Source organism: Leifsonia lichenia, from assembly GCF_054780215.1.
On sequence record NZ_BAAGWT010000010.1, the window covers coordinates 169,588 to 196,432 of the forward strand.

Annotated in this window: 22 protein-coding genes and 1 pseudogene; 9 read left to right on the forward strand and 14 right to left on the reverse strand. The window is 68.9% G+C overall.

Features of this window, described 5'->3' with window-relative positions; all coding sequences use genetic code 11:
• The first annotated feature begins 102 nt into the window (after positions 1-102).
• Together glgX and ACYVGI_RS18110 are read left to right on the forward strand one after the other, a co-directional pair.
• On the forward strand, positions 103-2,142 hold the full coding sequence (glgX, locus tag ACYVGI_RS18105; RefSeq protein ID WP_460633971.1) for a glycogen debranching protein GlgX: 2,040 nt from the start codon (positions 103-105) through the stop codon (positions 2,140-2,142).
• Positions 2,142-3,062: a serine/threonine-protein kinase gene (locus ACYVGI_RS18110; RefSeq protein WP_460633972.1), complete on the forward strand. Its 921-nt coding sequence runs from the start codon at positions 2,142-2,144 to the stop codon at positions 3,060-3,062. The genes glgX and ACYVGI_RS18110 overlap by 1 nt, the downstream gene beginning before the upstream one ends.
• Before the next feature lie 2 nt (positions 3,063-3,064).
• Here ACYVGI_RS18110 and acs read toward each other — a convergent pair whose 3' ends face one another.
• A complete protein-coding gene (acs, locus tag ACYVGI_RS18115; protein WP_460633973.1) occupies positions 3,065-5,038 on the reverse strand; it encodes an acetate--CoA ligase in 1,974 nt (657 codons plus the stop codon).
• 98 nt (positions 5,039-5,136) lie between these two features.
• On the opposite strand from acs, the gene ACYVGI_RS18120 reads away from it, so the two are divergent.
• The 3 genes and pseudogenes from ACYVGI_RS18120 to ACYVGI_RS18130 all read left to right on the forward strand — a co-directional run bounded on the left by ACYVGI_RS18120 (position 5,137) and on the right by ACYVGI_RS18130 (position 8,228).
• The gene (locus ACYVGI_RS18120) at positions 5,137-5,700 is read left to right on the forward strand and encodes a TetR/AcrR family transcriptional regulator (RefSeq protein WP_460633974.1); all 564 of its coding nucleotides are present in this window, start codon (positions 5,137-5,139) and stop codon (positions 5,698-5,700) included.
• Positions 5,701-5,780: 80 nt separating this feature from the next.
• Positions 5,781-7,196, forward strand: a complete 1,416-nt coding sequence (locus ACYVGI_RS18125; RefSeq protein WP_460633975.1) for a DHA2 family efflux MFS transporter permease subunit — start codon at positions 5,781-5,783, stop codon at positions 7,194-7,196.
• Positions 7,197-7,216: 20 nt separating this feature from the next.
• Positions 7,217-8,228, forward strand: a pseudogene (locus ACYVGI_RS18130) (PHP domain-containing protein).
• 115 nt (positions 8,229-8,343) lie between these two features.
• On the opposite strand, the gene ACYVGI_RS18135 reads toward ACYVGI_RS18130, so the two are convergent.
• The 5 genes from ACYVGI_RS18135 to ACYVGI_RS18155 all read right to left on the reverse strand — a co-directional run bounded on the left by ACYVGI_RS18135 (position 8,344) and on the right by ACYVGI_RS18155 (position 12,956).
• Complete coding sequence (locus ACYVGI_RS18135) at positions 8,344-9,075, reverse strand: hypothetical protein (RefSeq protein ID WP_460633976.1); 732 nt, start codon at positions 9,073-9,075, stop codon at positions 8,344-8,346.
• 93 nt (positions 9,076-9,168) lie between these two features.
• Positions 9,169-9,930, reverse strand: coding sequence for an iron ABC transporter ATP-binding protein (locus ACYVGI_RS18140; protein WP_460633977.1), 762 nt, complete (start codon positions 9,928-9,930; stop codon positions 9,169-9,171).
• A complete protein-coding gene (locus ACYVGI_RS18145) occupies positions 9,927-10,853 on the reverse strand; it encodes an iron chelate uptake ABC transporter family permease subunit (RefSeq protein ID WP_460633978.1) in 927 nt (308 codons plus the stop codon). Before ACYVGI_RS18145 ends, ACYVGI_RS18140 begins: the two co-directional genes overlap by 4 nt.
• Before the next feature lie 85 nt (positions 10,854-10,938).
• Positions 10,939-11,949 carry an ABC transporter permease gene (locus ACYVGI_RS18150; RefSeq protein WP_460633979.1) on the reverse strand — a complete coding sequence of 337 codons (1,011 nt, stop codon included), beginning with the start codon at positions 11,947-11,949 and terminating at the stop codon, positions 10,939-10,941.
• A 29-nt stretch (positions 11,950-11,978) separates the two neighbouring features.
• Positions 11,979-12,956 (reverse strand): ABC transporter substrate-binding protein, encoded by a 978-nt coding sequence (locus tag ACYVGI_RS18155; protein ID WP_460633980.1) that lies wholly within the window; start codon positions 12,954-12,956, stop codon positions 11,979-11,981.
• Between the two features lie 172 nt (positions 12,957-13,128).
• Between ACYVGI_RS18155 and ACYVGI_RS18160 the strand changes: the two genes are divergently transcribed.
• A complete protein-coding gene (locus ACYVGI_RS18160) occupies positions 13,129-13,473 on the forward strand; it encodes a YciI family protein (RefSeq protein WP_460633981.1) in 345 nt (114 codons plus the stop codon).
• On the opposite strand, the gene ACYVGI_RS18165 is transcribed toward ACYVGI_RS18160, so the two are convergent.
• The 5 genes from ACYVGI_RS18165 to ACYVGI_RS18185 all read right to left on the reverse strand — a co-directional run bounded on the left by ACYVGI_RS18165 (position 13,474) and on the right by ACYVGI_RS18185 (position 18,974).
• The gene (locus tag ACYVGI_RS18165; RefSeq protein WP_460633982.1) at positions 13,474-14,586 is read right to left on the reverse strand and encodes a fatty acid desaturase family protein; all 1,113 of its coding nucleotides are present in this window, start codon (positions 14,584-14,586) and stop codon (positions 13,474-13,476) included. It abuts the gene before it with no gap.
• A 142-nt stretch (positions 14,587-14,728) separates the two neighbouring features.
• Positions 14,729-15,745, reverse strand: a complete 1,017-nt coding sequence (locus ACYVGI_RS18170) for a LacI family DNA-binding transcriptional regulator (protein ID WP_460633983.1) — start codon at positions 15,743-15,745, stop codon at positions 14,729-14,731.
• A gap of 29 nt (positions 15,746-15,774) precedes the next feature.
• Positions 15,775-16,686 (reverse strand): carbohydrate ABC transporter permease, encoded by a 912-nt coding sequence (locus ACYVGI_RS18175; protein WP_460633984.1) that lies wholly within the window; start codon positions 16,684-16,686, stop codon positions 15,775-15,777.
• A gap of 1 nt (position 16,687) precedes the next feature.
• Positions 16,688-17,557: a carbohydrate ABC transporter permease gene (locus ACYVGI_RS18180; RefSeq protein ID WP_460634158.1), complete on the reverse strand. Its 870-nt coding sequence runs from the start codon at positions 17,555-17,557 to the stop codon at positions 16,688-16,690.
• 115 nt (positions 17,558-17,672) lie between these two features.
• A complete protein-coding gene (locus tag ACYVGI_RS18185) occupies positions 17,673-18,974 on the reverse strand; it encodes an ABC transporter substrate-binding protein (protein ID WP_460633985.1) in 1,302 nt (433 codons plus the stop codon).
• A gap of 138 nt (positions 18,975-19,112) precedes the next feature.
• Between ACYVGI_RS18185 and ACYVGI_RS18190 the strand changes: the two genes are divergently transcribed.
• Complete coding sequence (locus ACYVGI_RS18190; RefSeq protein ID WP_460633986.1) at positions 19,113-21,146, forward strand: beta-galactosidase; 2,034 nt, start codon at positions 19,113-19,115, stop codon at positions 21,144-21,146.
• Between the two features lie 27 nt (positions 21,147-21,173).
• Here the strand turns inward: ACYVGI_RS18190 and ACYVGI_RS18195 are convergent, their stop codons facing one another.
• From ACYVGI_RS18195 to ACYVGI_RS18205, 3 genes are all read right to left on the reverse strand, one after another.
• Entirely contained in the window at positions 21,174-22,331 is a 1,158-nt protein-coding gene (locus tag ACYVGI_RS18195) for a hypothetical protein (protein ID WP_460633987.1), read from the reverse strand.
• A 42-nt stretch (positions 22,332-22,373) separates the two neighbouring features.
• On the reverse strand, positions 22,374-23,819 hold the full coding sequence (locus tag ACYVGI_RS18200) for an ATP-binding protein (protein ID WP_460633988.1): 1,446 nt from the start codon (positions 23,817-23,819) through the stop codon (positions 22,374-22,376).
• A 128-nt stretch (positions 23,820-23,947) separates the two neighbouring features.
• Entirely contained in the window at positions 23,948-24,589 is a 642-nt protein-coding gene (locus ACYVGI_RS18205; protein WP_460633989.1) for an NADPH-dependent F420 reductase, read from the reverse strand.
• 172 nt (positions 24,590-24,761) lie between these two features.
• Here ACYVGI_RS18205 and cls point away from each other — a divergent pair, with 172 nt between their 5' ends.
• Entirely contained in the window at positions 24,762-26,216 is a 1,455-nt protein-coding gene (gene cls / locus ACYVGI_RS18210; RefSeq protein WP_460633990.1) for a cardiolipin synthase, read from the forward strand.
• Positions 26,217-26,285: 69 nt separating this feature from the next.
• Entirely contained in the window at positions 26,286-26,780 is a 495-nt protein-coding gene (locus ACYVGI_RS18215; protein ID WP_460633991.1) for a hypothetical protein, read from the forward strand.
• Positions 26,781-26,845: the final 65 nt, after the last annotated feature.

Consider the following 26,845-nt stretch of genomic DNA (forward strand, 5'->3'; position numbering starts at 1 on the left):
CTGTCAACGGGTGGTGACGGCCGCGAATGTCTAGATAATCTAGCTATTCACCACGATGGGCGAGGCGGGCATGAGCACAACCGAACACCGAGCAGGACGCGCGTGACCGAGTACACCTCCCGGCGGTATCCGCTCGGAGTCACCCTGGTCGACGGGGGCGCGAACGTCGCCGTCTACAGCGAGCACGCCGACGCCGTCACCGTCTGCATCTTCGCCGAAGACGGCACGGAGACCAGGACAGAGCTCACCAAGCGCACCGCGCACGTCTTCCACGGCATCGTCCCTGGCCTCACGCCAGGCACCAGGTACGGGCTCCGGGTCTCCGGCCCGTGGGACCCGGCGTCCGGCCTCCGCTTCAACGACGCCAAGGTGCTCCTCGACCCGCACGCCCGCGCCGTCACCGGCGCGTTCGACTCCGGGCAGGCGGTCTTCGGGCACGACCTGAACGAGCCGGAGCAGCTCGACAGGACAGACGGTGCGGGCCACGTCGCCCTCTCCGTCGTGGTCGATCCGCACTCGTTCGACTGGGGCGACGACCGGCCGCCCGCGACCCCGCTGGCCGAGACGATCGTCTACGAGACCCACGTCAAGGGCTTCACCAAGCAGCTCGACGCGGTTCCGGAGGAGGTGCGAGGCACCTATGCAGGACTCGCGCATCCCGCGGCCATCGAGAAGCTCACCTCGCTCGGCGTCACCGCCGTCGAACTGATGCCCGTGCACCAGTTCCTGCAGGATGCGCACCTCGAGGAGAAAGGGCTGCGCAACTACTGGGGCTACAACACCATCGGCTTCTTCGCCCCGCACAACGAGTACTCTGCCTCCGGCGACGCCGGTGAGCAGGTGGACGAGTTCAAGAGCATGGTGAAGGCGCTGCACGCCGCTGGGCTCGAAGTGATCCTCGACGTCGTCTACAACCACACCGCGGAGGGCAACGATCTCGGCCCGACGCTGAGCCTCAAGGGCATCGACAACCCGTCGTACTACCGGCTCGTCGAGGACGACCCCGAGCACTACTTCGACACCACGGGTACGGGCAACAGCGTCAACGTCAGCCACCCGGCCGCACTGCAGCTCATCATGGACTCGTTGCGATACTGGGTCACCGAGATGCACGTCGACGGTTTCCGGTTCGACCTCGCCACCACCCTCACCAGGCAGGGCGGCGACGCGAGCGTGCACAGTGCCTTCCTCGCCCTCGTGCAACAGGACCCGACCCTCGCGCAGGTCAAGCTGATCGCCGAGCCGTGGGACACCGCGGGCTACCAGGTCGGCGGCTTTCCCGCGGGATGGTCGGAGTGGAACGGGAAGTTCCGCGACGACGTGCGCGACTTCTGGCGCGGCACCGACGGGATGCTCGCCACGCTCTCGCAGCGCGTGCTCGGCAGCCCGGACGTGTACGAGGACTCCCGCCGCTCCCCGCTGTCGAGCGTCAACTTCGTCACGGCGCACGACGGCTTCACCCTCGCCGACCTGACCAGCTACGACGAGAAGCACAACGAGGCCAACGGCGAAGACAACGCGGACGGCGAATCCGACAACCGGTCGAACAACAACGGCGTCGAGGGCCCGACCGACGATCCGGCGATCCTCGCGCGACGCACCAGGCAGCGGAAGAACTTCCTCGCCACCGTGCTGCTCTCCGCTGGCGTCCCGATGGTCCTCGGCGGGGATGAGATGGGCCGCACCCAGCAGGGCAACAACAACGCGTACTGCCAGGACGACGAGATCTCCTGGTTCGACTGGGCGAACCAGGACACGGAGCTGCGCGACTTCACCACCGCCCTCATCCGGTTGCGTCGTGCCGAACCCGCGCTGCGGCCGGACTGGTACCGGCAGGGTCCGGAGACGGATGCGCCGGACACCGTGCACATCGTGCGCGCCGACGGGGAGCTCTTCGCCGACGAGGACTGGGACGTCGCCGATGCGAAATCCATCGCATTCCAGTTGCGGCATACGGGAGCGGACAGCTTCCTGCTGTTGCTCAACGCGTCGGAGAACGGGGTCGAGTTCGCGCTGCCGGAGACGGACGGCGCCGCATGGGAGCTGGAACTGTCGAGCGACCCCGAACTGTCGCTCGAGCATCCGGAGACCCTGATCGTCGGCCACACCGCGTTCGCGCTGCTGCGCTCGAAGGTGGAGTGATGACCGAGCTTGAGGTCCCTGCGCTCCTCGGCCGGTACAGACCGCACACCCTGATCGGGCGAGGCGGGGAGGCGCGCGTGTTCCGCGCGACGGACGAGATCCTCGACCGCGAGGTGGCCATCAAGGTCTACCGCGCCGGCGGCGAGGAGGAGATGCAGCAGTACCGCAGGGAGCAGGGCGCCCTCGCGCGCCTCAGCCACCACGGGATCGTGTCCCTCATCGACGCCGGCGTCGACTACTCATCGCTCGACGACCCGCGGCCGTTCCTGGTGATGGAGCTCGTCGCGGGGACGGACCTGCAGACCGCCATCGTGCAGCGCACCCTCACGGTCAGGGAGATCTCCGAGATCGCCTACGACGTGTCCGAGGCGCTGGAGTACGTGCACGCGAACGGCGTGGTCCACCGCGACATCAAGCCGTCCAACATCATGCTCGTGTCCTACGGCACCACCAGCTTCCGGGCGCGGGCGCGGATCACCGACTTCGGCATCGCCAGTGGGATCTCGGGACCGGAGCCGGAGGAGTCAGGGGCCACGACGGGAACCGCCGCGTACCTCAGCCCCGAGCAGGCGTCCAGGGAGCACGCGACGCCCGCGAGCGACGTCTACTCCCTCGGGCTCGTGCTCCTGGAGTGCTTCACCCGCACAGTGACGTTCCCCGGCACGGCGGTCGAGTCTGCGCTCGCGCGGCTGGGCGTCGACCCGCCCATCCCGAGCGACCTCCCGGGGGACTGGACGGCACTGCTGACCGCGATGACCGCGCGCGACCCTGCGGCGCGGCCCGGTTTCGCCGCGCTCACCGCCGCCTTCCGCGACGCCGTCATCTCCTCCGACCCCGTCCCCGCCTCCGCTCCCGTCCCCGCCTCCCCGGTCATCGAGCCGGGGGTTGTGCACGCCGACAGCGGCGTGTCGCGTGCATAACTTCAGGCTCGATCGCTGAGCAGGCCGCGGATCGTCTCGGGGACGGTCTCGTCCTGGAGGGACGTGGTGTCGCCGAGGGGGCGGGCGTCGAACAGGTCGACGAGGAGACGGCGCATGATCTTGCCGGAGCGCGTCTTGGGCAGGTCGGGAACGATGACGATGTGGCGCGGCTTCGCGATGGCGCCGATCTCGCGCGTCACCTGATCCCGCAGCACCTGCTCCGATGGCGCATCCCCGCTCGGCACCACGAACGCGGCGACGGCCTGCCCGGTGGTCGCGTCGTCAACGCCGACCACCGCCGCCTCGCCGACCTGTGGATGCGCGACCAGCGCCGACTCGATCTCGATCGTCGACAGGCGGTGCCCCGACACGTTGATCACGTCGTCCAGCCGTCCGAGTAGCCAGATGTAGCCGTCGTCGTCCACGGCCGCGCCGTCTCCGGCGAGGAAGTAGCCCTGCGCGGCGAACGCCCTCCAATACGAGTCGCGGTAGCGCTCCGGGTTGCCCCAGACGGTCCTCGCCATCGACGGCCAGGTGCCGTCGATCACGATCGAGCCGCCGGAGCCCCGCGGCACATCCACGCCGTTCTCGTCGACGACGCGCACGGTCACGCCCGGCACAGCGTTGGTCGCCGACCCCGGCTTCAGCGCGGTGACGCCGGGAAGCGGTGCGACGATGGCCGAGCCGGACTCCGACTGCCACCAGGTGTCCACCACGGGAGCGCTGCCGGCGCCCAACTGCTCGCGGAACCAGACCCACGCCTCCGGGTTGATGGCCTCGCCGACCGTGCCGAGCAACCGGATGCTCGACAGATCCCAGCCGTCGCCCAGCCCGTCGGGGAACCAGGTCATGAAGGTGCGGATCAGGGTCGGGGCCGTGTAATACGTCGTGACGCCGTAGCGCTCGATGATCTCGAAGTGCCGTCCGGCGTGCGGCGTGTTCGGCGTGCCCTCGTAGATGACGGAGGTGGCGCCGTTGGAGAACGGGCCGTAGAGCACGTAGGTGTGGGCCGTCACCCAGGCGAGGTCGGCCGTGCACCAGTACACGTCCGTCTCTTTCGCGTCGAACAGCGCCCAGTGGCTCCACGACGCCTGCGTGAGGTAGCCGCCCGTGCTGTGCACGACGCCCTTCGGCGTGCCGGTCGTGCCGGAGGTGTAGATGATGAAGAGCGGCGCCTCCGCGTCGAAGTACTCCGGCTCGTGCGTGTCCGGCGCCGCATCCACCACGTCGTGCCACCAGACGTCGCGGCCGTCCTGCCAGGGGATGCCCGGGGTCAGATCGCCGGTTCGGCGCACCACCAGCACGTGCTCGATGGCGTTGTCGCCCTCCACGGCGGCGTCGGCGTTCGCCTTCACCGGCACCGCGGTGCCGCGGCGGAACTGGCCGTCGGAGGTGACAAGCAGCTTCGCGCCGGTGTCCTCCACCCGGAAGCGCAGCGCCTCGGCGGAGAACCCGCCGAACACCAGCGAGTGGATCGCCCCGACCCGGGCGATGGCGAGAGTGATGACGATCGTCTCCGGGATGACGGGGAGGTAGACGACGACGCGGTCACCCTTCCCGATTCCGAGCGCTGTGAGCGCGTTCGCCGCCTTCGCCACGCGGCGCTGCAGCTCGGCGTATGTGATCGTCTCCGTGTCTCCCGGCTCGCCGACGAAGTCGATGGCGACCCTCTCGCCGTTGCCAGCATCCACGTGTCTGTCGACGCAGTTGACGGCGGCGTTCAGCCTGCCGCCGGCGAACCACTCGGCGCGCGGGATGCTCAGCTCGCCGTCCGCCCGCACGGTCGCCGGCTCCCAGGTGTGCGCCGTGTGCCAGGGTTCCGCCCAGTCCAGTCGTGCGGCCTGCCGCTCCCAGAACGCGACGGCGTCGCGGGCGTCGTCGAAGGCTTCCGCCCCGACGTTGGCCTGCGCGGCGAAGGCCTCGGACGGCGGGTACAGCCGAGACTCCCGGCCCAGATTCTCGATGGTGGAGGTCACCTCTCCGACGCTAGCGGGGTGCGGCGACGGCGACGGCGGTGGGCGTAAGCGGGCGTAACGCTTGACCATCCGGAGAGAGTGAGTGTACAGTCACTCACATGACACCCAGCTCGCGCTCCACCCTCTCGACCGCTGAAGAGCGGCGCGAGACCGTGATCGCCAGCGCCATCGAGGTCTTCGGCGCCTCCGGATACAGCAGCACGCCGATCTCGGCAGTCGCCGAGCACGCACGCATCTCCACGGCGTACGTGTTCAAGCTGTTCCCCGGCAAGGAGACCCTGTTCGTCGCAGCCCTCGACCGGTGCTTCGACCGGATCGAAGAGGCACTGGAGCACGGCGCGGCGGCGAGCGCTGGCCCGTCGCCCGCAGAGATCCTCTACGCGATGGGCGACGCGTACGCCGACCTCATCGCCGACCGCTCGCTCCTCATGCTGCAGGTGCACGCGCAATCGGCCGCCTCAGTGCCGGAGATCGGAGCGGCGCTGCGACGCGGCCTCGCCAGGGTCACCCGCTTCGCCAAGACGCGCTCCGGCGCGCCGGACGACGAGGTGCAGCGTTTCATCGCCTTCGGGCAGCTCTGCCACCTCATCGTCACCACAGGCATCGACGGCGACTCGTCCGACTGGGCGCGCATCGTCACCGCCGGCATCCGCCACCCGTAGCCACCCGCCCCATCCGGCCCGTATCCCCTTTTACCCACAAGAGTGATTGATCAGTCACTCACCATCGAAAGGCACTGCTCATGTCCATCGCAACCGCATCCGCCCCCGCCCCGACCCGCAGCCCGCACCGCTGGTGGGCGCTCAGCGTGCTCGCCCTCGCCCAGTTCCTCGTCGTGCTCGACGCCTCCATCGTGAACATCGCGCTCCCCGCGCTCGGCGCCCAGCTCCAGCTCGGCACGGCGGCGCTCGCGTGGGTCATCACGGCATACGTGCTCCCGTTCGGCGGGCTCCTGCTGCTCGGCGGACGCCTCGCCGACCGGTTCGGCCATCGCCGCATGTTCCTGGTCGGCGTCGCCGGATTCGTGGCAGCGTCGGCGATGGCGGGGCTCTCCGTCAGCGGCGGGATGCTCCTCACCGCCCGAGCACTCCAAGGCGCTTCCGCTGCGCTCCTCGCCCCGGCGTCGCTCGCACTGGTCACCCAGCTCTTCGTGACAGGCGCCGACCGCGTGAAAGCCCTCGGCGTCTGGGGAGCCGTCGCCGGCATCGGGAGCGCCGCGGGCGTACTGCTCGGCGGAGTCCTCACCGCGCTTCTCGGCTGGCAGGCCGTGTTCTTCGTCAACGTGCCCGTCGGCATCGTCGTGCTCGCCGTCCTGCCGTCGCTCGTCTCCCGCGACCCGTCCGGCGAGCGTCGGCGCATGGACGTCGCCGGCGCCGCCACGATCACCGCGGGACTCACCGCCCTCGTCGCCGCCCTGAGCTTCGCCGGGCAGCTCGGCTGGGCCAGCCCGGTGACCATCGGCGTCTCCGCCGCCGCCCTGGTGCTCCTCGCCGCGTTCGTGCTGGTCGAGCGCCGGGCCGCGCATCCACTCGTGCCGTTCCGCTTCTTCCGGAATCGCGACGCCGCGACCGGCAACATCGTGATGCTCCTCGCCGGAGGCGCGACCACGGCCCTGTTCTTCGCCCTCTCCGTCTACCTGCAGGACGTGCTCGGCTACGACGCCCTCACCGCGGGGATCAGCCAGCTCCCGCTCGCCGGGGCCCTTGTGGTGGTCGCCGCCGTCGTGCCGTCCGTGGTCGCCGGAGTCGGCGTGCGGCCGACGCTGGTCACGGCACTCGCCGTGTTCGCCGCGGGGATGCTCTGGCTCGCCGCGGCCGGACCGCACGCGTCGTTCGTCGGCGGCCTGCTCGGCCCGAGCATCCTGATCGGCGTCGGCCTCGGCGCGGGATTCGTCACCGCCACCCAGCTCGCGGTGGACGGCGCATCCGCAGACGACTCCGGCCTCGCGAGCGGCCTGGTCAACACCAGCCAGCAGATCGGCGGCGCGCTCGGTCTCGCCGTCCTCGGCACCATCGCGGCCGGCCGCACGGCCACCGGGCTCGCGGCGGGCGCGTCCACGGCCACCGCGCTCTCCGACGGCTTCTCCTGGCTGTTCGTCGGAGCCGCCGCCCTCGCCGCGACCGGGGCGGCCGCGACCGTCCTGCTCCGACGCCGCTGAACAGGAGCATGATGGGCTCCATGGATGCTGTCGACGCCCTCAACGAGATCGCCTTCTGGCTGGAACGGGAACTCGCCCCGACATTCAAGGTGCAGGCGTTCCGCAGGGCGGCAGGCACCATCGCTCCGCTCAGCCAGGACGAACTGCGCGAGCGGGTCGCAGACGGCCGGTTGAAGCGCACCAAAGGCATCGGCGACCGCACCTTCCAGGTGATCTCGCAGGCGGTGGACGGGCTGGTGCCCGACTACCTGGCCGACTTGCGGGAGCGGAACGCGCATCCACTGGCCGAGGGAGGGGATGCGTTGCGAGCCGCCCTGCGCGGCGACCTGCACGCCCACACCGACTGGTCGGACGGCACCACCCCCATCGAGGCCATGGCAGCAGCGGCGGCGACCCTCGGCCGCGAGTACCAGGCGATCACCGACCACTCCCCCAACCTCACGGTCGCCAACGGGCTGAGCGCCGAACGCCTCACCGAACAGCTCGACATCATCGCGGCGCTCGACACAGGACCCGTTACGCTGCTCACCGGGATCGAGGTGGACATCCTGGAGAGCGGCGAGCTCGACCAGACGCCTGAGCTGCTCGGGCGGCTCGACGTGGTGGTGGCGAGCGTGCACTCCAAGCTGCGCTCCGACCGGGCCACGATGACGGCCAGGATGCTCGGCGGCATCCGCGACCCGCACACCAACGTGCTCGGGCACTGCACCGGGCGGCTGGTCAGCGGCTCGCGCGGCACGCGGCCGCCGTCCGAGTTCGACGCAGAACGGGTGTTCGCGGCGTGCGCGGAGAACAGCGTGGCGGTGGAGATCAACTCACGGCCGGAGCGGCAGGACCCGCCGGACGACCTCATCCAGGTGGCCTTGGCAGCGGGATGCCTGTTCAGCATCGACACCGACGCTCACGCCCCCGGCCAGCTCGACTTCCTCGCATACGGCGCAGCCCGCGCCGCCGCCAACAACGTGCCCCTCGACCGCATCATCACCACCTGGCCCCTCCCCCCGCCTCCGCGACTGGCTCGCCCCCGCATGATCGAGCCGGGACTTGTGTACACCTGACACCGGCGTGTCGCGTGCACAAGTCCCGGCTCGATGGCTGGGCGGCAGGGGCGGGGCCTGGGGCCGGGCGGGGCGGGGGCAGAAGGGGGTCAGTTGCCCCAGGCGGAGGCGGGGGCCTTGACGAGCTGGACGGGGGCGGTGCTCCAGTGGGAGCCGTTGCCGTAGTGGCTGGTGGCCCACGGGGACGCCCAGATGGCGGCGGCCGTGGCGTCGGCGGACGTGCCGGCGGTGAGACCGGCGACGATGCCCGGGTATCCACGCTGCAGGTTCTTAGCCGCGTACTCGGCCGCGGTGGTGAGGTCGGGGTAGCTGCCGAGGCCGGCGCCACCGCCGGAGCCGTAGCCGTTGTTGAGCGGGTTGTTGCGGTTCCACCAGTCGGGCGGCCCGTTCTCCTGGCGCATCCAGCGCAGCATCACCTGCACGTTCGCATCGGTCTGCGGCCAGCCGCCGAACATCAGCACCAGCTTGGCCCAGTCGGCGTTCGTGCCGTTGTTGCTCAGGGTCTGCACGCCGTCCGTCGCCGAGAGCTGGTCGCGGGAGACGACGGGGGCGGCGATGGTCGCATCCACGTCGATGCGCTGCTGCGGGGTGTGCGCCGGCGCATCCTGGCCGGGCGCGAGCATGGTGGCAGGGGCGGCCAGCGTCGCCGCGAGCGCGGCGTCCGTCGGCACGATCGAGAAGCCGGTGACCAGCGCGATGACCGCCAGCGCGACGCCGATCCTGTGGTGGACGGGCGACCTCAGCTCGGAGACCGGAACGGCAGCACGACGGACCGCCGAGCGGCGGCCATGACTGCGGGAGCTGGTGGATGCGGACTGCATACCCGTTCGAGGGTAGCAAAGGCCCGTGGAAAGGTCACCGGAAAACGGGATTCGCGGTGTGCACCGGCCTGAGAGAACGGCGAGATCGATCTCTCAGCCGCGAAAGTACACGGCGGTCTTCCGTCCGGCGACCTCGTGCACCTCCACCGGTGTGTCGAACAGTCCGCTGAGCAGTTCCGAATCCATCATGCCCTCCGCTGTGCCGGATGCGACGATCGAGCCGTCGCGCATCGCGACGATGTCGTCCGACCAAGCGGCCGCGAAGTTGATGTCGTGCACGACGATGACGACGGTGCGCCCCAGGTCGGTCGCCACTCTGCGCAGTTCGGCCATCATCAGCACCGCGTGCTTGATGTCGAGGTTGTTCAGCGGTTCGTCGAGCAGGATGTATTCGGTCTCCTGGGCGAGGACCATCGCCACGAACGCGCGCTGCCGCTGGCCACCGGAGAGCTGATCGATGAAGCGCTCGGCGTAGGGTTCGAGGCCGAGGAAGCCGATGGCACGGTCGACCGCCTCATGGTCGGCCGCCGACAGCCTTCCCGCAGAGTGCGGGTACCGGCCGAACCGCACGAGCTCCCGCACCCGCAGCCGAGCGGTGAGATGGTTCTCCTGTCGCAGAATCGCCACGGTTCTGGCGACGGCCCGGGGATGCGCGGAGTGCACATCCAGGCCGCCGACCGTCACCCGGCCGGTGTCGGGAGACGTCAGGCGCCCGATGACCGTCAGAAGAGTGGACTTGCCTGCGCCGTTCGGCCCGACGATGGAGGTGACGCGGCCCGCCGCGATGCGGCCGTCGACAGGTCCGAGGACCTGCTGCTTGTCGTACGACACGGTGACGTCGCTGAATTCGATCACAGGCGACCCTTCTTCAGGAGCATGACGAGGAACAGGGTGCCGCCGACGAACTCCAGCACGAGCGTCACGTAACCGGCCGTCCGGAACAGGTGCTGCAGCACGAATTGCGCCGAGACCAGCGCGAGGATTCCGATCAGCACGGTCATCGGGAGCACGAACCGATGCTCGTGGCTGCCCGTGAACTGGTAGGCGAGGAGAGCGACGAGGAAGCCGAAGAACGTCATCGGCCCCACCAGCGCGGTGGAGAATGCGGTGAGAACGGCCACGGCGACGAGGATGCCGGTGAGCTCGCGGCGGTGGTTCATCCCGAGGCCTGTCGCGAGGTCGCGCCCGAGCAGCAGAACGTCGAGACGACGACGCCTCAGCCAGACGACGACGCCGACGGCGGCGCAGACGACGAACGCGACGGGAAGATGCGCGGGGCTGACGCTGCTGAGCTGGCCGAACAGCCTCGTCTCCAGCTTGTCGAAGTCCGCGGGAGCCAGCATCCGCTGCAGGAAGGACGAGACGCTCTCGAACGCCATCCCCAGCACGATGCCGACGAGCAACAGCAGGGGAAGGTTCGCGAACCGCCCGCCGAACAGCCAGCGGAACAGGACGACGGCGAACGTCACCATCAGCGCAGACTGCACGAGGATGCGAGGCAGGCCGTCCGTCCTCGCGAGCGCCTCGCCGCCGAAGACGAAGGCGAGCGAGGTCTGCATCAGGACGTAGAGCGCATCGAGTCCCATGATCGACGGCGTCAGAATGCGGTTGTCGGTCGCGGTGTGGAACAGCACGGTCGCCACGCCCTGTGCGAATGCGACCACGACGATGGCGCCGAGCACTGTCGCCCTGCGCTCAACGGCGAAGGCGAAGCCGCCACGGATGAAGAGGAAGAGATAGGCGGCGGACACCAGCACGACGAGGACCGAGCACAGCACGATCCTCCCGCCGGGCGAGAGGCGGATGCGCGACCGTCCGCTGCGAGCACGTCGGCCGGGTGCGCCGCGGCGAAGCGCGGGGCGACTAGGCGAGAGCACGGCGTCGCATCCTGAGCACGAGAAGGATGAAGACCGCGGAGCCGACGACGCCGAGCACGAGGGAGACGGGCACCTCCAAGGGAGCAACCACCACGCGACCGACCGTGTCGCAGGCAAGGATCAGGATGGCGCCGAGCACGGCCACCCACGGCAGGTTGCGGCGCAGGTCGTCCCCGAGGCCGATCCGGACGATGTTGGGGACGACCAGACCGAGAAACGGCAAGAAGCCGACGACGACCGAGGTCACCCCCGTGGCCGCGGCGACCAGCGCGCAGCCAAGGAACACGACGCGCTCGTAGCGGAGCCCCACGTTGGTCGCGACGTCCTTGCCGAGACCGGCGACCGTGAAACGGTCGGCGAGCAGATAGGCCACCACGGCGACGGCCGCGACCGCCCACAGCGGTTCGTACTGGCCGCGCACGATGCCGCTGAACCCGCCCGAGCGCCACGCCGTGAGCGTCTGCAGAAGGTTCGCCGAGATCGCGACATAGCTCGTCACCGAGCCGACGACGGCCCCGAGCATGATCCCGACGATCGGGACGATGACGGTCGTGCGGAGCGACAGCCGCCTGACCACGAGAAGGAACAACAGCGTCCCTGCGAGGGCGAACGCGGTCGCGGTCGACATCTTCACGAGCACCGGCGCGCTCGGGAAGACGATGAGCGAGACGAGGAAACCGAGGCCAGCCCACGCGCTGGTTCCCACCGTTGTCGGTTCGACGAACGCGTTCTGGGTGATGAGCTGCATGATCACCCCCGAGAACGACATCGCGACCGCCGCCAGAACGAGCGCGGCCGTGCGCGGCACGCGCGAGATGAAGAACATGTTCCACGCTTCGGCCGCGGCGCCGGTGTCCACGCCGGAGCCGGAGACGAGCTTGGCGACCGTGATGTCGTAGCCGCCGACCGAGAGAGACAAGACGATCAGACCGCCGAGGATCACCACCGCGGTGGGACCCGCAGCACCCCGGAGGAGGCGGCGGCGGACACGTCCCACGCCGCCGCTCTCCGCGGAGGGAGGTCCGCTCACGAATCGAGAGCGGCCGCGAGCTGCGTGAATGCGGTGGTGTACGCCTGGATGCCTTCGTCGAGGTAGAAGCTCGACGCCAGGTAGACCACGTTGCCCCGCGTGAGGAAGGTGGTGTTCGCGAAGGCTTCGTTGCTCTCGATGAGCTCTTTCGCCGGCGTCGCGTCGTCGGCGGTCGCCGCATCCCGGTCGAGCACGATGACCCACTCCGGGTCGAGCTGGGCAATCGTCTCCGGCGCGAGCCCCGAGTCGTTGTGCACGGCGGTCGATGACTGGTTGTCGGCGGAGAGGACGTTGACGAGGTCGACACCGTCGAGGAGCCTTCCGATTCGGCTCGCACCGTTGTCGATGTGGCCACCGCTGACCACGGCGAGGAACACGGACTGACCCGTCGCGCTCGCGGCCGCCTTTGTGTGAGCGGCCTCGAACGCGGCGATGATCTTCTTCGCCTTCTCCTGCTGCCCGAAGATCGCTCCCAGAGTGGCCGTCTGCTTCGTGAGCCCGGCGAGGTAGCCGTCCTTCGCGGTGTCGCTCGGAGCGATGTCGATCGTCGGCGCGATCTTCTCGAGGTCCTTCTGGTGGCTCTCGAACCGGCTGCCGCCGATGATGAGGTCGGGTGCTGCTTCGCTCACCGCTTCGAGGTCCGGCTCGCGGTGGGAGCCCGCATCCAGGATCGGGTCGGCCGACCACGACTCGAAGCCGCTCGCCGGAAGCAGCGGCTTCGGCACGGCGACCGGGGTCACGCCCAGTGCTTTGAGGGTGACGAACGACGTGTTGTCGAGTGCCGCCACGCGCGTCGGCGTGGCGGGAACCTCCACGGTGCCGGTGTTGGTCTCGACGGAGATCGTGCTCGCCCCGGCCTCGGCGGCGGGCGTGGCGGCCGCGCATCCGGCCAATCCGACAGCCACGGTGGACAGGATGACGGCGGCGAGGACTCGACGGCGAGCGCCGGAGAGAACGGAGGGGACGTGAGACATAACACTCTTTCGCGTCGTATTTCTTTAGGTTAGCCTTGCCTAAAGTAATGACGGACGACGTGGTCGTCAAGGCGCGAACGCGCAATGAGTGAATAACATTTCAGAATGCGTGTCGAGTTGAACCCACCCTGTTCGACGTAGAGGTAGGAGAACGAGTGCCGAGGAGGCGACGATGAAGTATCTGCTGACGATCTACAACACCGATGAGTTCGTGACCAGGATGGAGACCGACCTGAAGGACGAGTTCGAGGCGGCGCATCAGGACCTGCAGCGCGAGCTCACCGCGAGCGGGGAACTGGTCGACACCGCCGAACTGAGCGTGACAGACGCACGCGTGGTGCGCACGGACAGCGACGGCGGCAGGAACGTCACGGACGGACCGTTCACCGAGAGCAAGGAGTTCGTCGGCGGATACTACCTGGTCGACGTCGCGTCGATCGAGCGGGCGGTGGACCTGGCGGCACGATTCGTCGAGGCGCGCTTCGCGCCCGTCGAGGTGCGCAAGCTCGGGGCGTAGCTAGCGCATCGAGGCGGCGGCCGGGCAGTCGAACGGGTCGCGAGCGGACAGGCCGACGCGGTTCAGGTACTCGATCACGATGCCGTAGGAGTTCATCAGGGTCGTCTCGGTGTACGGGATGTTCTCGGTGTGGCAGTGCTCGCGGACGATCGCGGCGGCCTTGCGCAGGTGCGGCCTGGCCATGCTCGGGAACAGGTGGTGCTCGACCTGGTAGTTGAGCCCGCCGAGCAGGCCGGTCATTCCGAAGCCCACGACGTTGCGGGAGGTGAGGACCTGGCGACTCAGGAAGTCGACCTTGACGCCCCGGCCGATCAGCGGCATCCCCTTGTGGTTCGGGGCGAAGCTCGCACCCATGTAGAGGCCGAAGACCGCGAGCTGCACGCCGATGAACGCGAACGCCATCCCGAGCGGAAGCAGCCAGAAGATGGCGCCGAAGTAGAGGCTGAACCGGATGGCGAGGAAGGTGAACTCCTTGGCGCGGCCGTCCACCTTGCCGCGCTGGAACAGCGTGCCGAACGAACGGCCGTGCAGGTTGAAGCCTTCGAGCAGCAGCAGCGGGAAGAAGAGGTAACCCTGCTTGCGCGTGATCGCGGCGATCAAGCCCTTCGCCTTGGCGGCGTCCTCCTCGACGAACGAGATGGTGTCTGTCTCGATGTCCGGGTCTTTGCCGATGGTGTTCGGGTTGGCGTGGTGCCTGGTGTGCTTCGTCATCCACCACGAGTAGCTGATGCCGACGACCAGGGTCGCGAGCATCCGGCCGAGGCGGTCGTTCATCGGGCCCGAGTTGGCGATCTGGCGGTGCGACGCCTCATGGGCGAGGAACGCGAACTGGGTGAAGATGAGGCCGAGGGCCGCGGCGATGAGGAGCTGGAACCAGCTGTCGCCGAGCAGGATCATGCCGGCGACGGCGCCGCCGAGAGCCAGCACGAGACCGGCAGCCACCAGCGCGTAGAACAGGCGAGCCCTGCGCAGCAGACCCTGGTCGCGCACGGTGTTCAACAGGATCTTGAAGCTCTGCGTGACCGGAGGCGCCGCGTCGATGCGGGGCCCGGTGCGACGGATGGGGCCGAGCGTGGAGGCCGAGGGTGCGGACGTAGGGGCGAGCGTAACCATGGGCAGGCCGTTCGGTCGGATCGACTTCCCAGCCAATATGGTGGTGGGCTGCACGCCCGGATGGCCTAACCATATCCCGGGGCGCCTGAGAGCCGCGGTCGCCCCAGGCGAATCCCCAGCCTTCGCGGCGGGGGTTGATTCTTCAGGCCGATTCCCTGCGCACCAGCTCGGTCGGAACCGTGATGGCGGCGAAGTCCCCTCCGTCGATCTGCTCGAGCAGCATCCGCACCATCTCGCGGCTGATGCGGCCGAAGGGCTGCCGCATCGTGGTGATCGTCGGCGAGGACTGGACCGCAGCCGGCGAGTCGTCGAAGCCGGCGACGGCGACGTCCTCAGGGACGCGCCTGCCGCTGTCCTCGATGACGGCGATGGCGGCCGCGGCCATGCGGTCGTTGGCCGCGAAGACCGCATCCACGTCTGGCCGGCGTTCGAGGAGCGTGCGCATCGCCGCGGCCCCGCTCGCCCGGCCGTAGTCGCCCTCGACGATGAGCGATTCGTCCACGTCGTCCCCGAGCGCAGCCCGATAGCCGGCCAGCCGGAGCTGGCCGCCGGAGGTGTCCTGCGGTCCGGCGATCGTCGCGACGACCCTCCTGCCCTTGTCGCGCAGATACTCCACCATCGTGCGCGCGCCGTGCTCGTCGTCCGCGGTGACGTAGCCCATCTTGCGCTCGAACCCGAGCGGGATGCCGCAGGCGACCGCTGGAAGTCCGAGCTTGTTGATCGCGGAGACGAACGCCTGCCCTCCGCTGTGCGACGACACCAGGAGCACCCCGTCCACCGAGCCTGCCGCGATGAAGTCGAGCGCTCTGCGCTGCTCGTCCTCCGCCGCGGCCATGATCAGCACGAGCGACACGTCGCGTTCGGCGAGCGCGTCCGCCGCCCCGCGCATCAGGATGGAGAAGTTGGGGTCCTCGAACAGCAGGTCGTGCGGCTCGGTCAGCAGGAACGCGATCGAGTGCGCGCGATTCGTGGCGAGGCTCCTGGCCGCCGCGTTGATGCGGTAGCCCGTCTTCTTGATCGCCGCGGTGACGGCGGCGTGCGCATCCGGGCTCACCCAGTGGCCCCCGTTCAGCACCCGGGAGACGGTTCCGCGCGACACCCCTGCCGCGTCTGCGACGTCGTTGATCGTCGGGCGCCTCTTGGGCGGGTCGGTGGCCATGACTGAATTCTAGGGATGCGCGGGCGCGGTCAGGCCTTCACCGCACCCGCGGCGAGGTCCACTCTCCAGAACCGCTGCAGCAGCAGGAACAGGATCACCAGCGGAACGATCGACAGCAGCGCGCCGGTGATGACCAGCGTGTACAGCGCGGGGACGGTCGCGCCCTGGTTGAGCAGGCCGGACAGGCCGACGGTGATCGGGAACAACTGGTCGTTGCCGAGCATGATGTACGGCAGCATGAAGTTGTTCCAGATGGCGACGAACTGGAACAGGAAGATCGTCACCAGCCCTGGCGCCATCATCGGCAGCGCGATCCTGGTGAAGATCCGCATCTCGCCTGCGCCCTCGGTACGTGCGGCCTCGACCACGTCCGTCGGCACGGCCGCCGCCGCGTAGATGCGGGCGAGGTAGATGCCGTACGGGCTGATGAGCTGCGGGAGGAGCACCGACCAGTACGTGTTGGTGAGCCCGATCTGCGCCAGCAGGAAGTACTGCGGGATGGCGAGGATCACACCGGGCACGAGCACGCCCATCAGCAGGATGGCGAACACCTTGCCCTTGCCGGGGAAGTCGAACTTCGCCAGCACGTAGCCGCTCAGCGCGGAGATGTAGCTGGAGACGAGCGCGCCGACACCGGCGTAGAGCGCGGTGTTGAGCATCCACCGCCAGAACAGTCCGTCGCGGTACTGCGTGAGGGCGACGATGTTGTCCCAGAGGTGCGTGCTCGGCGCGAAGGTGAACGTGGAGAACAGCTCGGAGCCGTCCTTGGTGGATGCGGTGATCACCCAGAGCACCGGCAGCAGGCAGTAGACCGCACCGAGCAGCAGCACGGCGGTGCCGAACGCGCTGGGGCGCTCCGCTGCGCTGCGGTCGCGGCCTCTGCCCCGACCGCCTGGCGGGGCGAGCGACGGAACGGCCTGCGGTGTGATGGTGGCGGTCATGTCAGTCCTCCTGACCGAAGGCGCGCCGCTGAACGACCCGCAGGAAAAGGAACGAGAGGGCGAAGGTGCCCAGCGCGATCAGCACGCTGGTCGCCGCCGCGGAGTAGATGTCGCCGCGGACGAACGCGTCGCGGTAGACCTTCATCAGCGGGGTCCAGCTCGACGAGATGGAGTTGGTGAGCGGTTTGAGGGTGGTCGGCTCCGCGAACACCTGCAGTGTCGCGATGATCGAGAACAGGCCGGTCATGATGAGCGACGGCAGTACGATCGGCACCTTAATGCGCCAGGCGATCTGCACCTCGGACGCCCCGTCGATCCGTGCGGCCTCGTAGATGTCGCTCGGGATGGCGCGAAGCGCCGTGTAGATGACGATCATGTTGAAGCCGACACCGCCCCACAGCGCGATGTTCGCGACGGCGAAGATCACGAGGCCCGAGCTCAGGATGTCCGGCGGCGTCATGCCGACCGCCTTCAGCACGTAGGCGAACGGGCTGACCGACGGGAGGTAGAGGAAACCCCAGAGCAGGGAGCTGATCACCGCGGGCACTGCGTATGGCAGGAAGATCGACACCCGGCTGAACCGCACGGCGCGAGAGCGGCGGGAGTCGAGCAGCAGGGCGAACACGAGTGCGAGCCCCAGCATGACCGGGATGAGGATGGCGCCGTAGAGGAGGACGCGGAGGACGCTGGCCAGGAACTCGGGGTCGGTGACCGCATCCACGTAGTTGTCGAGCCAGGCGAACTGCAGCTTCTTGCTGCCGGAGCCGAGCCCGAGGCCTTCGACCTTGACCGTCTGGAACGACATCACGACGGTGTACAGGATGGGGGCGGCCATGAACAGGGCGAAGAGCACGATGGCCGGGGTGAGCATCGCGTACGGGATGGCGACGCGTTTGGCGCGGGTGATGGTGGTGGTCACGGTTGGTCCTTTGCTGTGCGAGGTCAGGCGGACGGGAGGGCGAGCCGCCCTCCCGTCCGCCGACGACTCATTTGACGGTGAAGCCCGACTTGACCAGGTCGTTCTTCGTGGTGGCCTGCATCGTGTTCAGCGCGGCCTCGAACTGGGCGGGATCCTTCGACTCAGCGGCCTTGGCGAACGCGTCGGTGTACGCGCTGTATGCGACGTTGACGTTCGGGCCGTAGGTGAACGACGCCACGTCCTTCGACGACTGCGCCGCGATCGACCAGAAGTCGGCCTGATCGGCGAAGAACGCCGGAGGGGTGCTGAGAGCTGCGGACGAGTTCACGTCGGCCGGGTAGATGTTCGCGACCTGCGCGAGCGCCTTGACGGCCTCGGGGTCGGTGTTGAGCCAGGTGATGAATTCCATCGCCTGCTTGGGGTGCTTCGACTGCGCAGTGACCGCCGTCGACGATCCGCCCCAGTTGCCGCTGGACGGCTTCGACGCATCCCAGTCGGGGAGGGGCGCTGCCGCCCACTTGCCCTTGGTGTCCGCCGCGTTGCCCTCGAGGACGCCTGGACCCCAGACGGAGCTGACCCAGCCGACCTGCGTGCCGTCGTTGAGAGCGGTGTTCCAGGCGGGGGTGTACATCGGGTTGTTGTCGATCACGCCCTCGTGCACGAGGCCGCCCCAGAAGTCGGCGACCTTCTTCGTCGCCGCCGAGTCGATGTCGACGCTCCAAGCCTTGCCGTCGATGCCCCACCAGGATGCGCCGGCCTGCTGCGAGAGCCCGGCGAACCATCCGGGGTCGCCGGAGGAGAACGTGCCGAGGAACTTGGTGGGGTCGGCCTGGTGGATGGTGCGCGCATCCTGTGCGTACTCGTCCCAGGTCTTCGGAGCGCTGAGCCCGTACTGGTCGAAGATGTCCTTGCGGTAGTAGAACATCATCGGGCCGGAGTCCTGCGGGACCGCGTACACCGAGTCGCCGCCGAGGGTGACGGCATTCCAGGTGCCGTCGGTGAAGTCTTTCTTGAGGTCGCCTGCTCCCTGGTCCTTGAGGTCGACGAGCGCGTCGGCGGAGACCAGGGTGGGGATCTTCTGGTACTCGGCCTGCATGATGTCCGGCGCTCCGCTGCCCGCCTTGATCGCGGTGAGGAGCTTGGTCACGGCGGCGTCTCCGCCGTCCTGCTTGTTGACGGTGATCTGGATGTCCGGGTGGGACTTGTTCCAGATCGCGGCCACCTTGTCCATGTTGGGCGCCCAGGCCCAGTAGGTGAGTTTGACGGGTCCGGAGCTGTCGCCCCCGCTTCCGCTGGAACTGCAGGCTGCTGTGGTCAAGGCCAGGGCTGCTGCCAGGGCGACAGCGCCGACCCTCAGTGATGTTCGCAAGATCTCTCCTCGTTGAGTGCGGCTGTGAGCGGTTACAGTAACGCACATACATTTGCACCTTGTCAATTCTTCTTGCCCATAACACGCGTGAGTATTCCGGTGTGCTATACCTGGGAGCGCACACAGTCAGGAGAAGCAATGACGCTGTCACCACAGCCCACCACCACGCCAGCCCCGCACACCGCCCGCCTCGGTTGGCCGCGGGGAACCGCCGACCTCCGCTACGGCGGCGACTACAACCCTGAGCAGTGGACCAGAGAGACCTGGCTCGAAGACATCGAGCTGATGAAACAGGCGCGGGTGAACCTGGTGAGCGTCGGCATCTTCAACTGGGGTCTGATCGAGCCCCGCGAGGGCGAGTACGACTTCGCACAGCTCGACGAGATCATGGACCTCCTGGCCGGAGCGGGCATCGACGTGGACCTCGGCACGCCCACCGCATCCCCGCCCGCCTGGTTCTGGAAGACGTACCCCGACTCCCGTCCCGTCACCCGCGACGGCGTGCCGCTCGGCTTCGGCTCCCGCGGGATGGCGTCGCCCAGCTCGCCGCACTACCGCAGAGCGGCCGCCGCCGTCACCGAGCAGCTTGCGCGCCGCTACGCCGACCACCCGGCGCTCGCCATGTGGCACGTGCACAACGAGTACGGCGCACCGGTCGGCGAGTCGTACGACGAGCACTCCGTCTCCGCGTTCCGAGGCTGGCTTGCTGCGCGCTACGGCACGATCGACGCCGTGAACAGCGCGTGGGGCACCGCCTTCTGGGGTCAGCGCTACCAGGACTGGTCGGAGATCGACGCGCCGCGCCTGGCCGCCACGGTCACCAACCCCGCCCAGCGACTCGACTTCGCCCGCTTCACCTCCGACGCGCTGCTCGAGTGCTTCGTCGCCGAGCGCGACATCATCCGGGCACACACCCCGCAGCTCGCGGTCACCACGAACTTCATGGCGTCGAGCTGCCCGTCGATGGACTACTGGAAGTGGGCACGCGAGGTCGACGTCGTCTCAAACGACCACTACCTCACGGCCGAGCGCGAGGACAGCCACATACTGCTGGCGATGGATGCGGACCTCACCCGCTCCCTCGCAGGCGGACGGCCGTGGATGCTCATGGAGCACTCCACCTCCGCCGTCAACTGGCAGCCCCGCAACCTGGCCAAGCGGCCGGGCGAGCTCGCGCTGAACAGCCTGAGCCACTTCGCGCGCGGGGCGGACGCGATCATGTTCTTCCAGTTCCGCGCATCCCGGTCGGGGGCGGAGAAGTTCCACTCGGCGATGCTTCCGCACGCCGGCACGGACTCTCGCGTCTGGCGAGAGGTGACGGCACTCGGCGACGACCTCGCCTCCCTCGCCACGATGCGCGGCAGCACCGTGGATGCACGTGTCGCCATTCTCTGGGACTGGGAGTCGTTCTGGGCGCAGGACCTGGAGTGGCGGCCATCGGTCGACCTCCGGCACCGCGAGCGCATCGAGGCGTACTACACGGCGCTCTGGCAGCTCGGCGTGACCGTCGACTTCGTGCATCCGGAGGGCGACCTGTCCGGGTACGACGCCGTGATCGCGCCGAGCCTGTACGCGGTCACCTCGCGCGGCGGGCGTGCGCTGACCGACTACGTGCGCGGCGGAGGGCACCTGCTGGTGTCTTTCGGAAGCGGGCTGGTCGACGAGTTCGACGCCGTGCATCCCGGTGGCTTCCCCGGACCGCTCAGCGAGCCGCTCGGGCTCACGATCGAGGAGCTGCTGCCGTTCCGCTCCGGTGAGACGGCCGGGCTCGACACCGGAGGGACCGCGACCGTGTGGGCGGACGACATCCGCATCGACGGCGCCGACGTCATCACGCGGTTCGCCGACGGGCGCGCCGCCGGCGAACCGGCCGTGACGCGGAACGCGTTCGGCGCTGGGGTCGGCTGGTACGTGTCGACGCGCCCGGACGCCGACACGCTGCGCGCTCTCGTCGCTCGCGTGCTCGGCGAAGCGGGCGTGGAGGTTCCCGGCACGCCGGAGGGGATGGAGGTCGTCGAGCGGTCAGCGGGGAACGCCGGCTACCGCGTGTACCTGAACCACACCGACGCCGACATCACGGTCGCCGCCTCCGGTCGCGACCTCCTCAGCGGCGACGCCGTCACCGGCTCGCTCACCGTCCCGGGGCGCTCCCCGCGCATCCTCGCGCTCTAGCCGCCATCGAGCCCAGGCTTTTTCACCCTAAGACGCGCTCTTAAGGGGAGAAACCCTGGGCTCGATTGCTTGGGAGTTGCGGAGGAAGAGGATGATCCAGGAGAAGATGAGGATCGCGGCGACGAGCTCGACGGCCGTGAGGTTGTAGTAACCGGTGGCGAAGAAGACGGCGAGCACGACGACGACGCCCACGTAGACGTAGCCGAGCAGGATGAAGACCCGCGGCATCGCCGGCACCCACCAGCGCAGCCCGACGACGAGGGCCGCGAACACCACGGCCATCCCGGTGGCGACACTGTTGTGCACGACGAAGAACCGGTCGACGGGGAACACGCCGACGCAACCGAGGAACACGCCGATCAGCACGAACGCCCAGCGCACCAGATCCCTGCCGCGTCTGCTCGCCGCATCCGGGGTCGCGATGCCCGCCGTCGCCACGCGCGCGATGATGACGACGATCGCGCCGCCGACGATCAGTGTCAGGTTGAACGCGAACGCGGACAGGTCGTCCGTCATCCCGAGCGCTGACAGGTTCTTCTGCCACCACAGCGGGTCGGATGAGCTCAACATGCTCGTGAAGACGCCGACGACGAGGAACACGGCGAGCACCAGCGAGAGCAGCATCGACGTGAGCTGAACGGCCGTCAGGAAGACGACGTATGCGGTGAGCGCCAGGGCAACGCCCGCCAGCACCGCCCCCGGCAGCGTGAACACGACGGCGCCGAGGAAACTGCGCTCGACCACGTCCGAGATGGCCGTCCAGCCGAGCAGCGCGATCAGTCCGACCGCGACGGAGAGCGCGGCCACATCGAACACGGCTAGGTGCAGCGGCGGATGGGCGCCCGCATCCCGTTGCGGGAGGACCCCGACCAGGATGCGCCCGAGCGCGAACACGACCGCCGCCGTGACAGCGCCGCCGATCGCGGCGTACTCGCCGATCGAGCCGCGGCCCGAAATCGGAAGATCCCTGTTCCAGAACACGAACAGGGCCACGACCCCGCCGAGCACGAAGACGGCGGCGCCGACGAGCAGCGCGGACGACTCGATCGACTCGACGGTGCCGATCGGCCGCCGCAGGATGCGCGACAGGGGATGCGCACGCTGGCGCTGGTCGTGCGCTCGCGGGGCGCCGAGAAGCGGTTCCCGAATCGACGACGGGGTGGACAACGGCTCCTGGGTCGACAACGGGTCCCCTCTCGGCTCGCTCTGAGCGTCTTGGATGCGAACTTAGGGCGCGGGCGACCGGAGGGGAACGCGCACATCCGCGCCGCCCTCCTCGGTGAGCCTGTCGCGCACCTTCACGAGCATGGGCGCCGGCACGAACCCACCGGCCAGGAGCGCTTCGCCCTGGCGGAAGCCCGGCGCGTGCGCGAGCAGCGACGGGGGCGCGAACCCGAAGATCGTGCCGAGCTCCTCCAGGTCGAGCGGGGAGCTCATCCGCATGAGGGCGAGGTTGTCGCACTGGGAGATGATGTTCGGGTGCACTTTCGACGGCCGTTGCGTCGACAGCAGCAGCCACAGGCCGAACTTGCGTCCCTCGGCGGCGATCTGGATGATCCGCTCCCGAACCGCACGCTGCAGCGGCCGGTCGTCGTCGGGCGAGCAGAGGTTGTGCGCCTCGTCGATGACGATGAGCAGCGGACGCCTGGACTCGCGTTTGGCCCACAGGTCGTCGAGCACGGCGAGCGCGATCACCAGGTGCTCGTCCGGGTATGCGAACCCGCCGAGGTCGAGCACGGTCGCATCCGGTCGTTCGTCGAGGACGTCGGTGACCGCATCCCTGCCCTCGGCCCAGACATCCCAGTCGATGAGCCGCAGGTTCTCGATGCGCCGTCCGAGCTCTTCCGCCGCAGGGTCATTGGAGGCGAGCAGCGCCGGGACGATGCCCTCCGGCCGTTGCGCCTCGGTCTTGACGTCGAGGTGGACGAGCGCGTTGTACTCGGCGCGGTCGTCGATCGGGTCGAGCCGCAGCACGGCCGCCTTCGACCGCATCGGGAAGTCGATGAACCTCGCCAGCAGGGGATTCTCGGCGTCACCCGGCCGCAGCACCCTGATGTCCTTCGTCGCCAGCTCCCGCTCGTCGTCGGTGTCGACGGCGGTGCGCAGTTCGCGGAGCCGGACGAAGTCGCCGTTCGGGTCGAAGATGACCATCGGAAGCTCGGTGTCGACAAGCAGTTGCTCGAGCAGCACACCGAGCGCGTACGTCTTGCCGGAGCCACTCTGCCCGCACCAGAAGGTGTGCCGGTTGAACCGGTGCGCCAGCAGGCGCGCACGCACATCCCCGACCCCGATCAGCGAGCCGACGTCGAGCGTGGCCTTGGCCGCACGGAAGATGAGTTCGACCGCGTCGTCGTCGGCGGTGTCGACGCTCGCCCAGGCGAAAGGATGCGTGGAGCCGGTGTCGAGAGAGCCGTCCGGTCGGCGCTCCCCCAGGAGTTTGCCCGTGCCGGCGAGGGCGTCGTCTCCGTCGAAGTCGAGGTCGTCCACCTGGCCGAGCTGCTCGCCGCCCGCGGCGGCCGCGGGGACGGAGCCGCCTCCGTCAGCGGCGGCCACGCCCGCGCCGTCGCGCAGCGTCACGAACCCGCCGGGCACGAACGGCGTGCCCACCGGACTGCGGAAGCGGAACTGCCTGCCGTCGAGCGAGGTGGCGACACCTTCTGGCGCTGTGGTCACGCCCTGAGCGTATGGCCGCGCATCCCCCACCGGCAAGACCCTCCGACGCGATCGAGCCCAGGCTTTTTCACCGTGAAAACGCGTTTTGCGGTGAAAAAGCCTGGGCTCGATTGTGTGGAGCGGTGGGGCTAGACGGTGCGGGGGGCCTTGGCGAGGTTGGCCTCGAGCTCCTCGCGGTTCTGGCGCACGACGTATGCGGGGCGGTCGCGCTCGACGCGCCAGCTCTCCGACAGCGGCCCCACGTTGACGGCGTCGTAGCCGAACTCCTCGTAGATGGAGGCGACGAGGGCTGCCGCATCGTCGAAGTCGCTCGCGGTGGCGAGCGCACGCCGGTTCGGGGTGCCCGCGGGCGACCCGGTGGTCTGGATGTCGCCTGCGCCGATGTGGTTGAAACCCTTGGCGACCTTGGACTCCGGCAGGTGCGCCTGCAGCAGCCCGCTGACGGTGGCGGTGCCGTCATCGAGCTCGGCGATGTGCCCGTCGCGCTCGAAGTAGTAGTTGTCGGTGTCGATCACGATCTTGCCGGCGAGCGGCTCGACGGGAATGTCCCCGAGCGCCCTGAGCGGCACGGTCACGACGACGAAGTCCCCGGCGGCCCCCGCCTCCGCAGCGGTCGCCGCCGTGGCGGACGGCCCGAGATCGGCGACGAGGTCGGCGAGCGTCTCGGGCCCGCGCGAGTTCGCGATGGTGACGGTGTATCCGTGCTCGATGAACGTGCGTGCGAGAGCGGTGCCGATGTGGCCCGCTCCGATGATTCCTACGTTGGTCATGCCGGGTGCAACGTGGATGGTGCGCGGGAATTCCGGGCTGTCAGGAACCTGGACGTTCTCTCACGGATGGGTCACGGACCGTCGGGCAGGTTCTCGCAGACGATCCGGCTTTCACACCACCGGCTAGGCTCCGTGCTGTGATCCCCCGCACGTCCCACACCTCCGCCGCCGCATGATCGACGGCGAGGCGCTGGCGATTCTGCTGCTGATCGCGCACGGGGTGCTGGTGATCCTCGCCGCCGTCGTCGTGTCTGCGAACCGGCGGCCGTCCGCGGCCATCGCCTGGCTGCTCGCCGTTGTGTTCCTGCCCGTGCTCGCTCTGATCGCGTTTCTGCTGGTCGGGCGCACGCGGCTGCCGGCGCGAAGGCGTGCGGATCAGGCGTTCGTCACCGGTCGGATGCGCGAGCGCGTGCCGAGCCTGGCAGCGGTCGGCCATCGAGAACAGTGGCCGGCGTGGCTGCCCGGCGTCGTCGCCATGACGGAACGGCTCGGCGCGCTGCCGATGGTCGGAGGGAACACGGTCGAGTTCATCGAGGACTACACCGGGTCGTTCGATGCGATGATCGCCGACATCGACGCCGCGGAGCGGTTCGTGCACGTCGAGTTCTACATCCTCGTCCGCGACGACACGACCGCGCCGTTCTTCGACGCGCTCGCTCGCGCGGCAGCGCGCGGCGTGGACGTGCGCGTGCTGTCCGACCACCTCGCGGGGTTCCTCAACCCCGGCAGGAAGACGACCATGCGGTTCCTGGCCGCCCACCGCATCCACTGGCACGGGATGCTCCCCCTCCGTCCCCTGCGCGGACAGTGGCAGCGTCCCGACCTCCGCAACCATCGCAAGCTCGTCGTCGTGGACGGGCGAGTCGGGTTCACCGGTTCGCAGAACCTGGTCGACGCCAGCTACAACAAGAGGAAGAACGTCGCGCGTGGGCTGCACTGGCTTGAGCTCATGGTCCGGCTGGACGGCCCGGCCGTGCGGGAGCTCGACGCCGTGTTCGTCACCGACTGGTTCAGCGAGAGCGGGGAACTGCTGCCGCTCGACGAGTCACCGGTGACCGTCGCATCCGGAGCCGACCGCTTCGACGTGCAAGTGCTGCCGAGCGGGCCCAGCTTCGACGCCGAGAACAACCTCAAGCTGTTCGCCGCCCTGCTGCACAAGGCGGAGCGGCGCATCAGCATCACAAGCCCGTACTTCGTGCCGGAGGAGTCCATCATGCTCGCGCTCGCCACAGCGGTGGCACGCGGCGTGCAGGTGGAGCTGTTCGCGTCGGAGGTCGGCGACCAGGCGCTCGTCTACCACGCGCAGCGCTCGTACTATGAGGCGCTGCTGCGCGCAGGCGTCCGGGTGTTCCTCTACCGCACCCCCACCGTGCTGCACTCGAAGCACTTCTCCATCGACGACGACGTGGCCATCGTCGGATCGAGCAACATGGACATCCGCTCGTTCAGCCTCAACATGGAGGTGTCGGTGCTCATCCACGGGAGGGATGCGGTGGACAGGCTGCGCGAGGTCGAAGACCACTACCGCACACAGAGCCGCGAGCTCACGCTGGCCGAGTGGCGGGCCCGACCCGTGCTCGAACGCGTCGCGGACAACGCGGCGCGGCTGACGTCGGCGCTCCAGTAGCCGACCCCGCCCGGATGCCGTGCCCGTGCATCCATTGGGGAGCGGCCCAGCTCGGCGTACGCTGCTTGCATGGCAACACTCGAGGACACCAGAGACGTTTTGCACCGCCTCATCTCCGGGGAGACCGGGCTGGAGGCGATGCTCGAGGCACGACCGAGCTGGTATGGACGGCTGCTCACCGGGCTGACACTCGCCATCGGCGACGACCAGATCGTCTACCTCGGCGCCGCTCTCGAACAGTCGGAACTGGGGTTCACCTTCCGGGTCGGCGCGTTCACACCGGACACGATCGCGGTCGGCGAAGCACGAGGAGGCGCGGTCGGCGAGGCGTCGGTGTCGACGAAACTGCAGCGCAGGGCCGATCTGGTGCGCCTCGAGATCGGCGGTGGAATCCCGGCGTTCGACCCGACCGAGTTCAGCGAGTGGCCCGGCAAGTTCCGGCTGAAGGCCACCTACGGGTCAGGACTGGAGCTGACCATCCCGTCGAGCGTGGTCGACACCGATCAGAAACGTGCGTCGCTCGACCACATCCTGGACGGGCTGCGCAACGACCTGAAGCACTGACCGCCGCCGACGGTTGTTGCCAGGGGCGAGGACGCACCCGCCGTTCCGTCCAAGGCGCGGACCGC

Bases quoted from the DNA above. Each gene is read 5' to 3' on its own strand.
- ACYVGI_RS18165 (WP_460633982.1), bottom strand. From the start codon at position 14,586: ATGGTTACGCTCGCCCCTACGTCCGCACCCTCGGCCTCCACGCTCGGC.
- ACYVGI_RS18205 (WP_460633989.1), bottom strand. From the start codon at position 24,589: ATGACCAACGTAGGAATCATCGGAGCGGGCCACATCGGCACCGCTCTC.
- ACYVGI_RS18175 (WP_460633984.1), bottom strand. From the start codon at position 16,686: ATGACCGCCACCATCACACCGCAGGCCGTTCCGTCGCTCGCCCCGCCA.
- ACYVGI_RS18215 (WP_460633991.1), top strand. From the start codon at position 26,286: ATGGCAACACTCGAGGACACCAGAGACGTTTTGCACCGCCTCATCTCC.
- ACYVGI_RS18180 (WP_460634158.1), bottom strand. From the start codon at position 17,557: ATGCTCACCCCGGCCATCGTGCTCTTCGCCCTGTTCATGGCCGCCCCC.
- ACYVGI_RS18155 (WP_460633980.1), bottom strand. From the start codon at position 12,956: ATGTCTCACGTCCCCTCCGTTCTCTCCGGCGCTCGCCGTCGAGTCCTC.
- ACYVGI_RS18120 (WP_460633974.1), top strand. From the start codon at position 5,137: ATGACACCCAGCTCGCGCTCCACCCTCTCGACCGCTGAAGAGCGGCGC.
- cls (WP_460633990.1), top strand. From the start codon at position 24,762: ATGATCGACGGCGAGGCGCTGGCGATTCTGCTGCTGATCGCGCACGGG.
- ACYVGI_RS18190 (WP_460633986.1), top strand. From the start codon at position 19,113: ATGACGCTGTCACCACAGCCCACCACCACGCCAGCCCCGCACACCGCC.
- ACYVGI_RS18170 (WP_460633983.1), bottom strand. From the start codon at position 15,745: ATGGCCACCGACCCGCCCAAGAGGCGCCCGACGATCAACGACGTCGCA.
- ACYVGI_RS18135 (WP_460633976.1), bottom strand. From the start codon at position 9,075: ATGCAGTCCGCATCCACCAGCTCCCGCAGTCATGGCCGCCGCTCGGCG.
- ACYVGI_RS18125 (WP_460633975.1), top strand. From the start codon at position 5,781: ATGTCCATCGCAACCGCATCCGCCCCCGCCCCGACCCGCAGCCCGCAC.
- ACYVGI_RS18110 (WP_460633972.1), top strand. From the start codon at position 2,142: ATGACCGAGCTTGAGGTCCCTGCGCTCCTCGGCCGGTACAGACCGCAC.
- ACYVGI_RS18160 (WP_460633981.1), top strand. From the start codon at position 13,129: ATGAAGTATCTGCTGACGATCTACAACACCGATGAGTTCGTGACCAGG.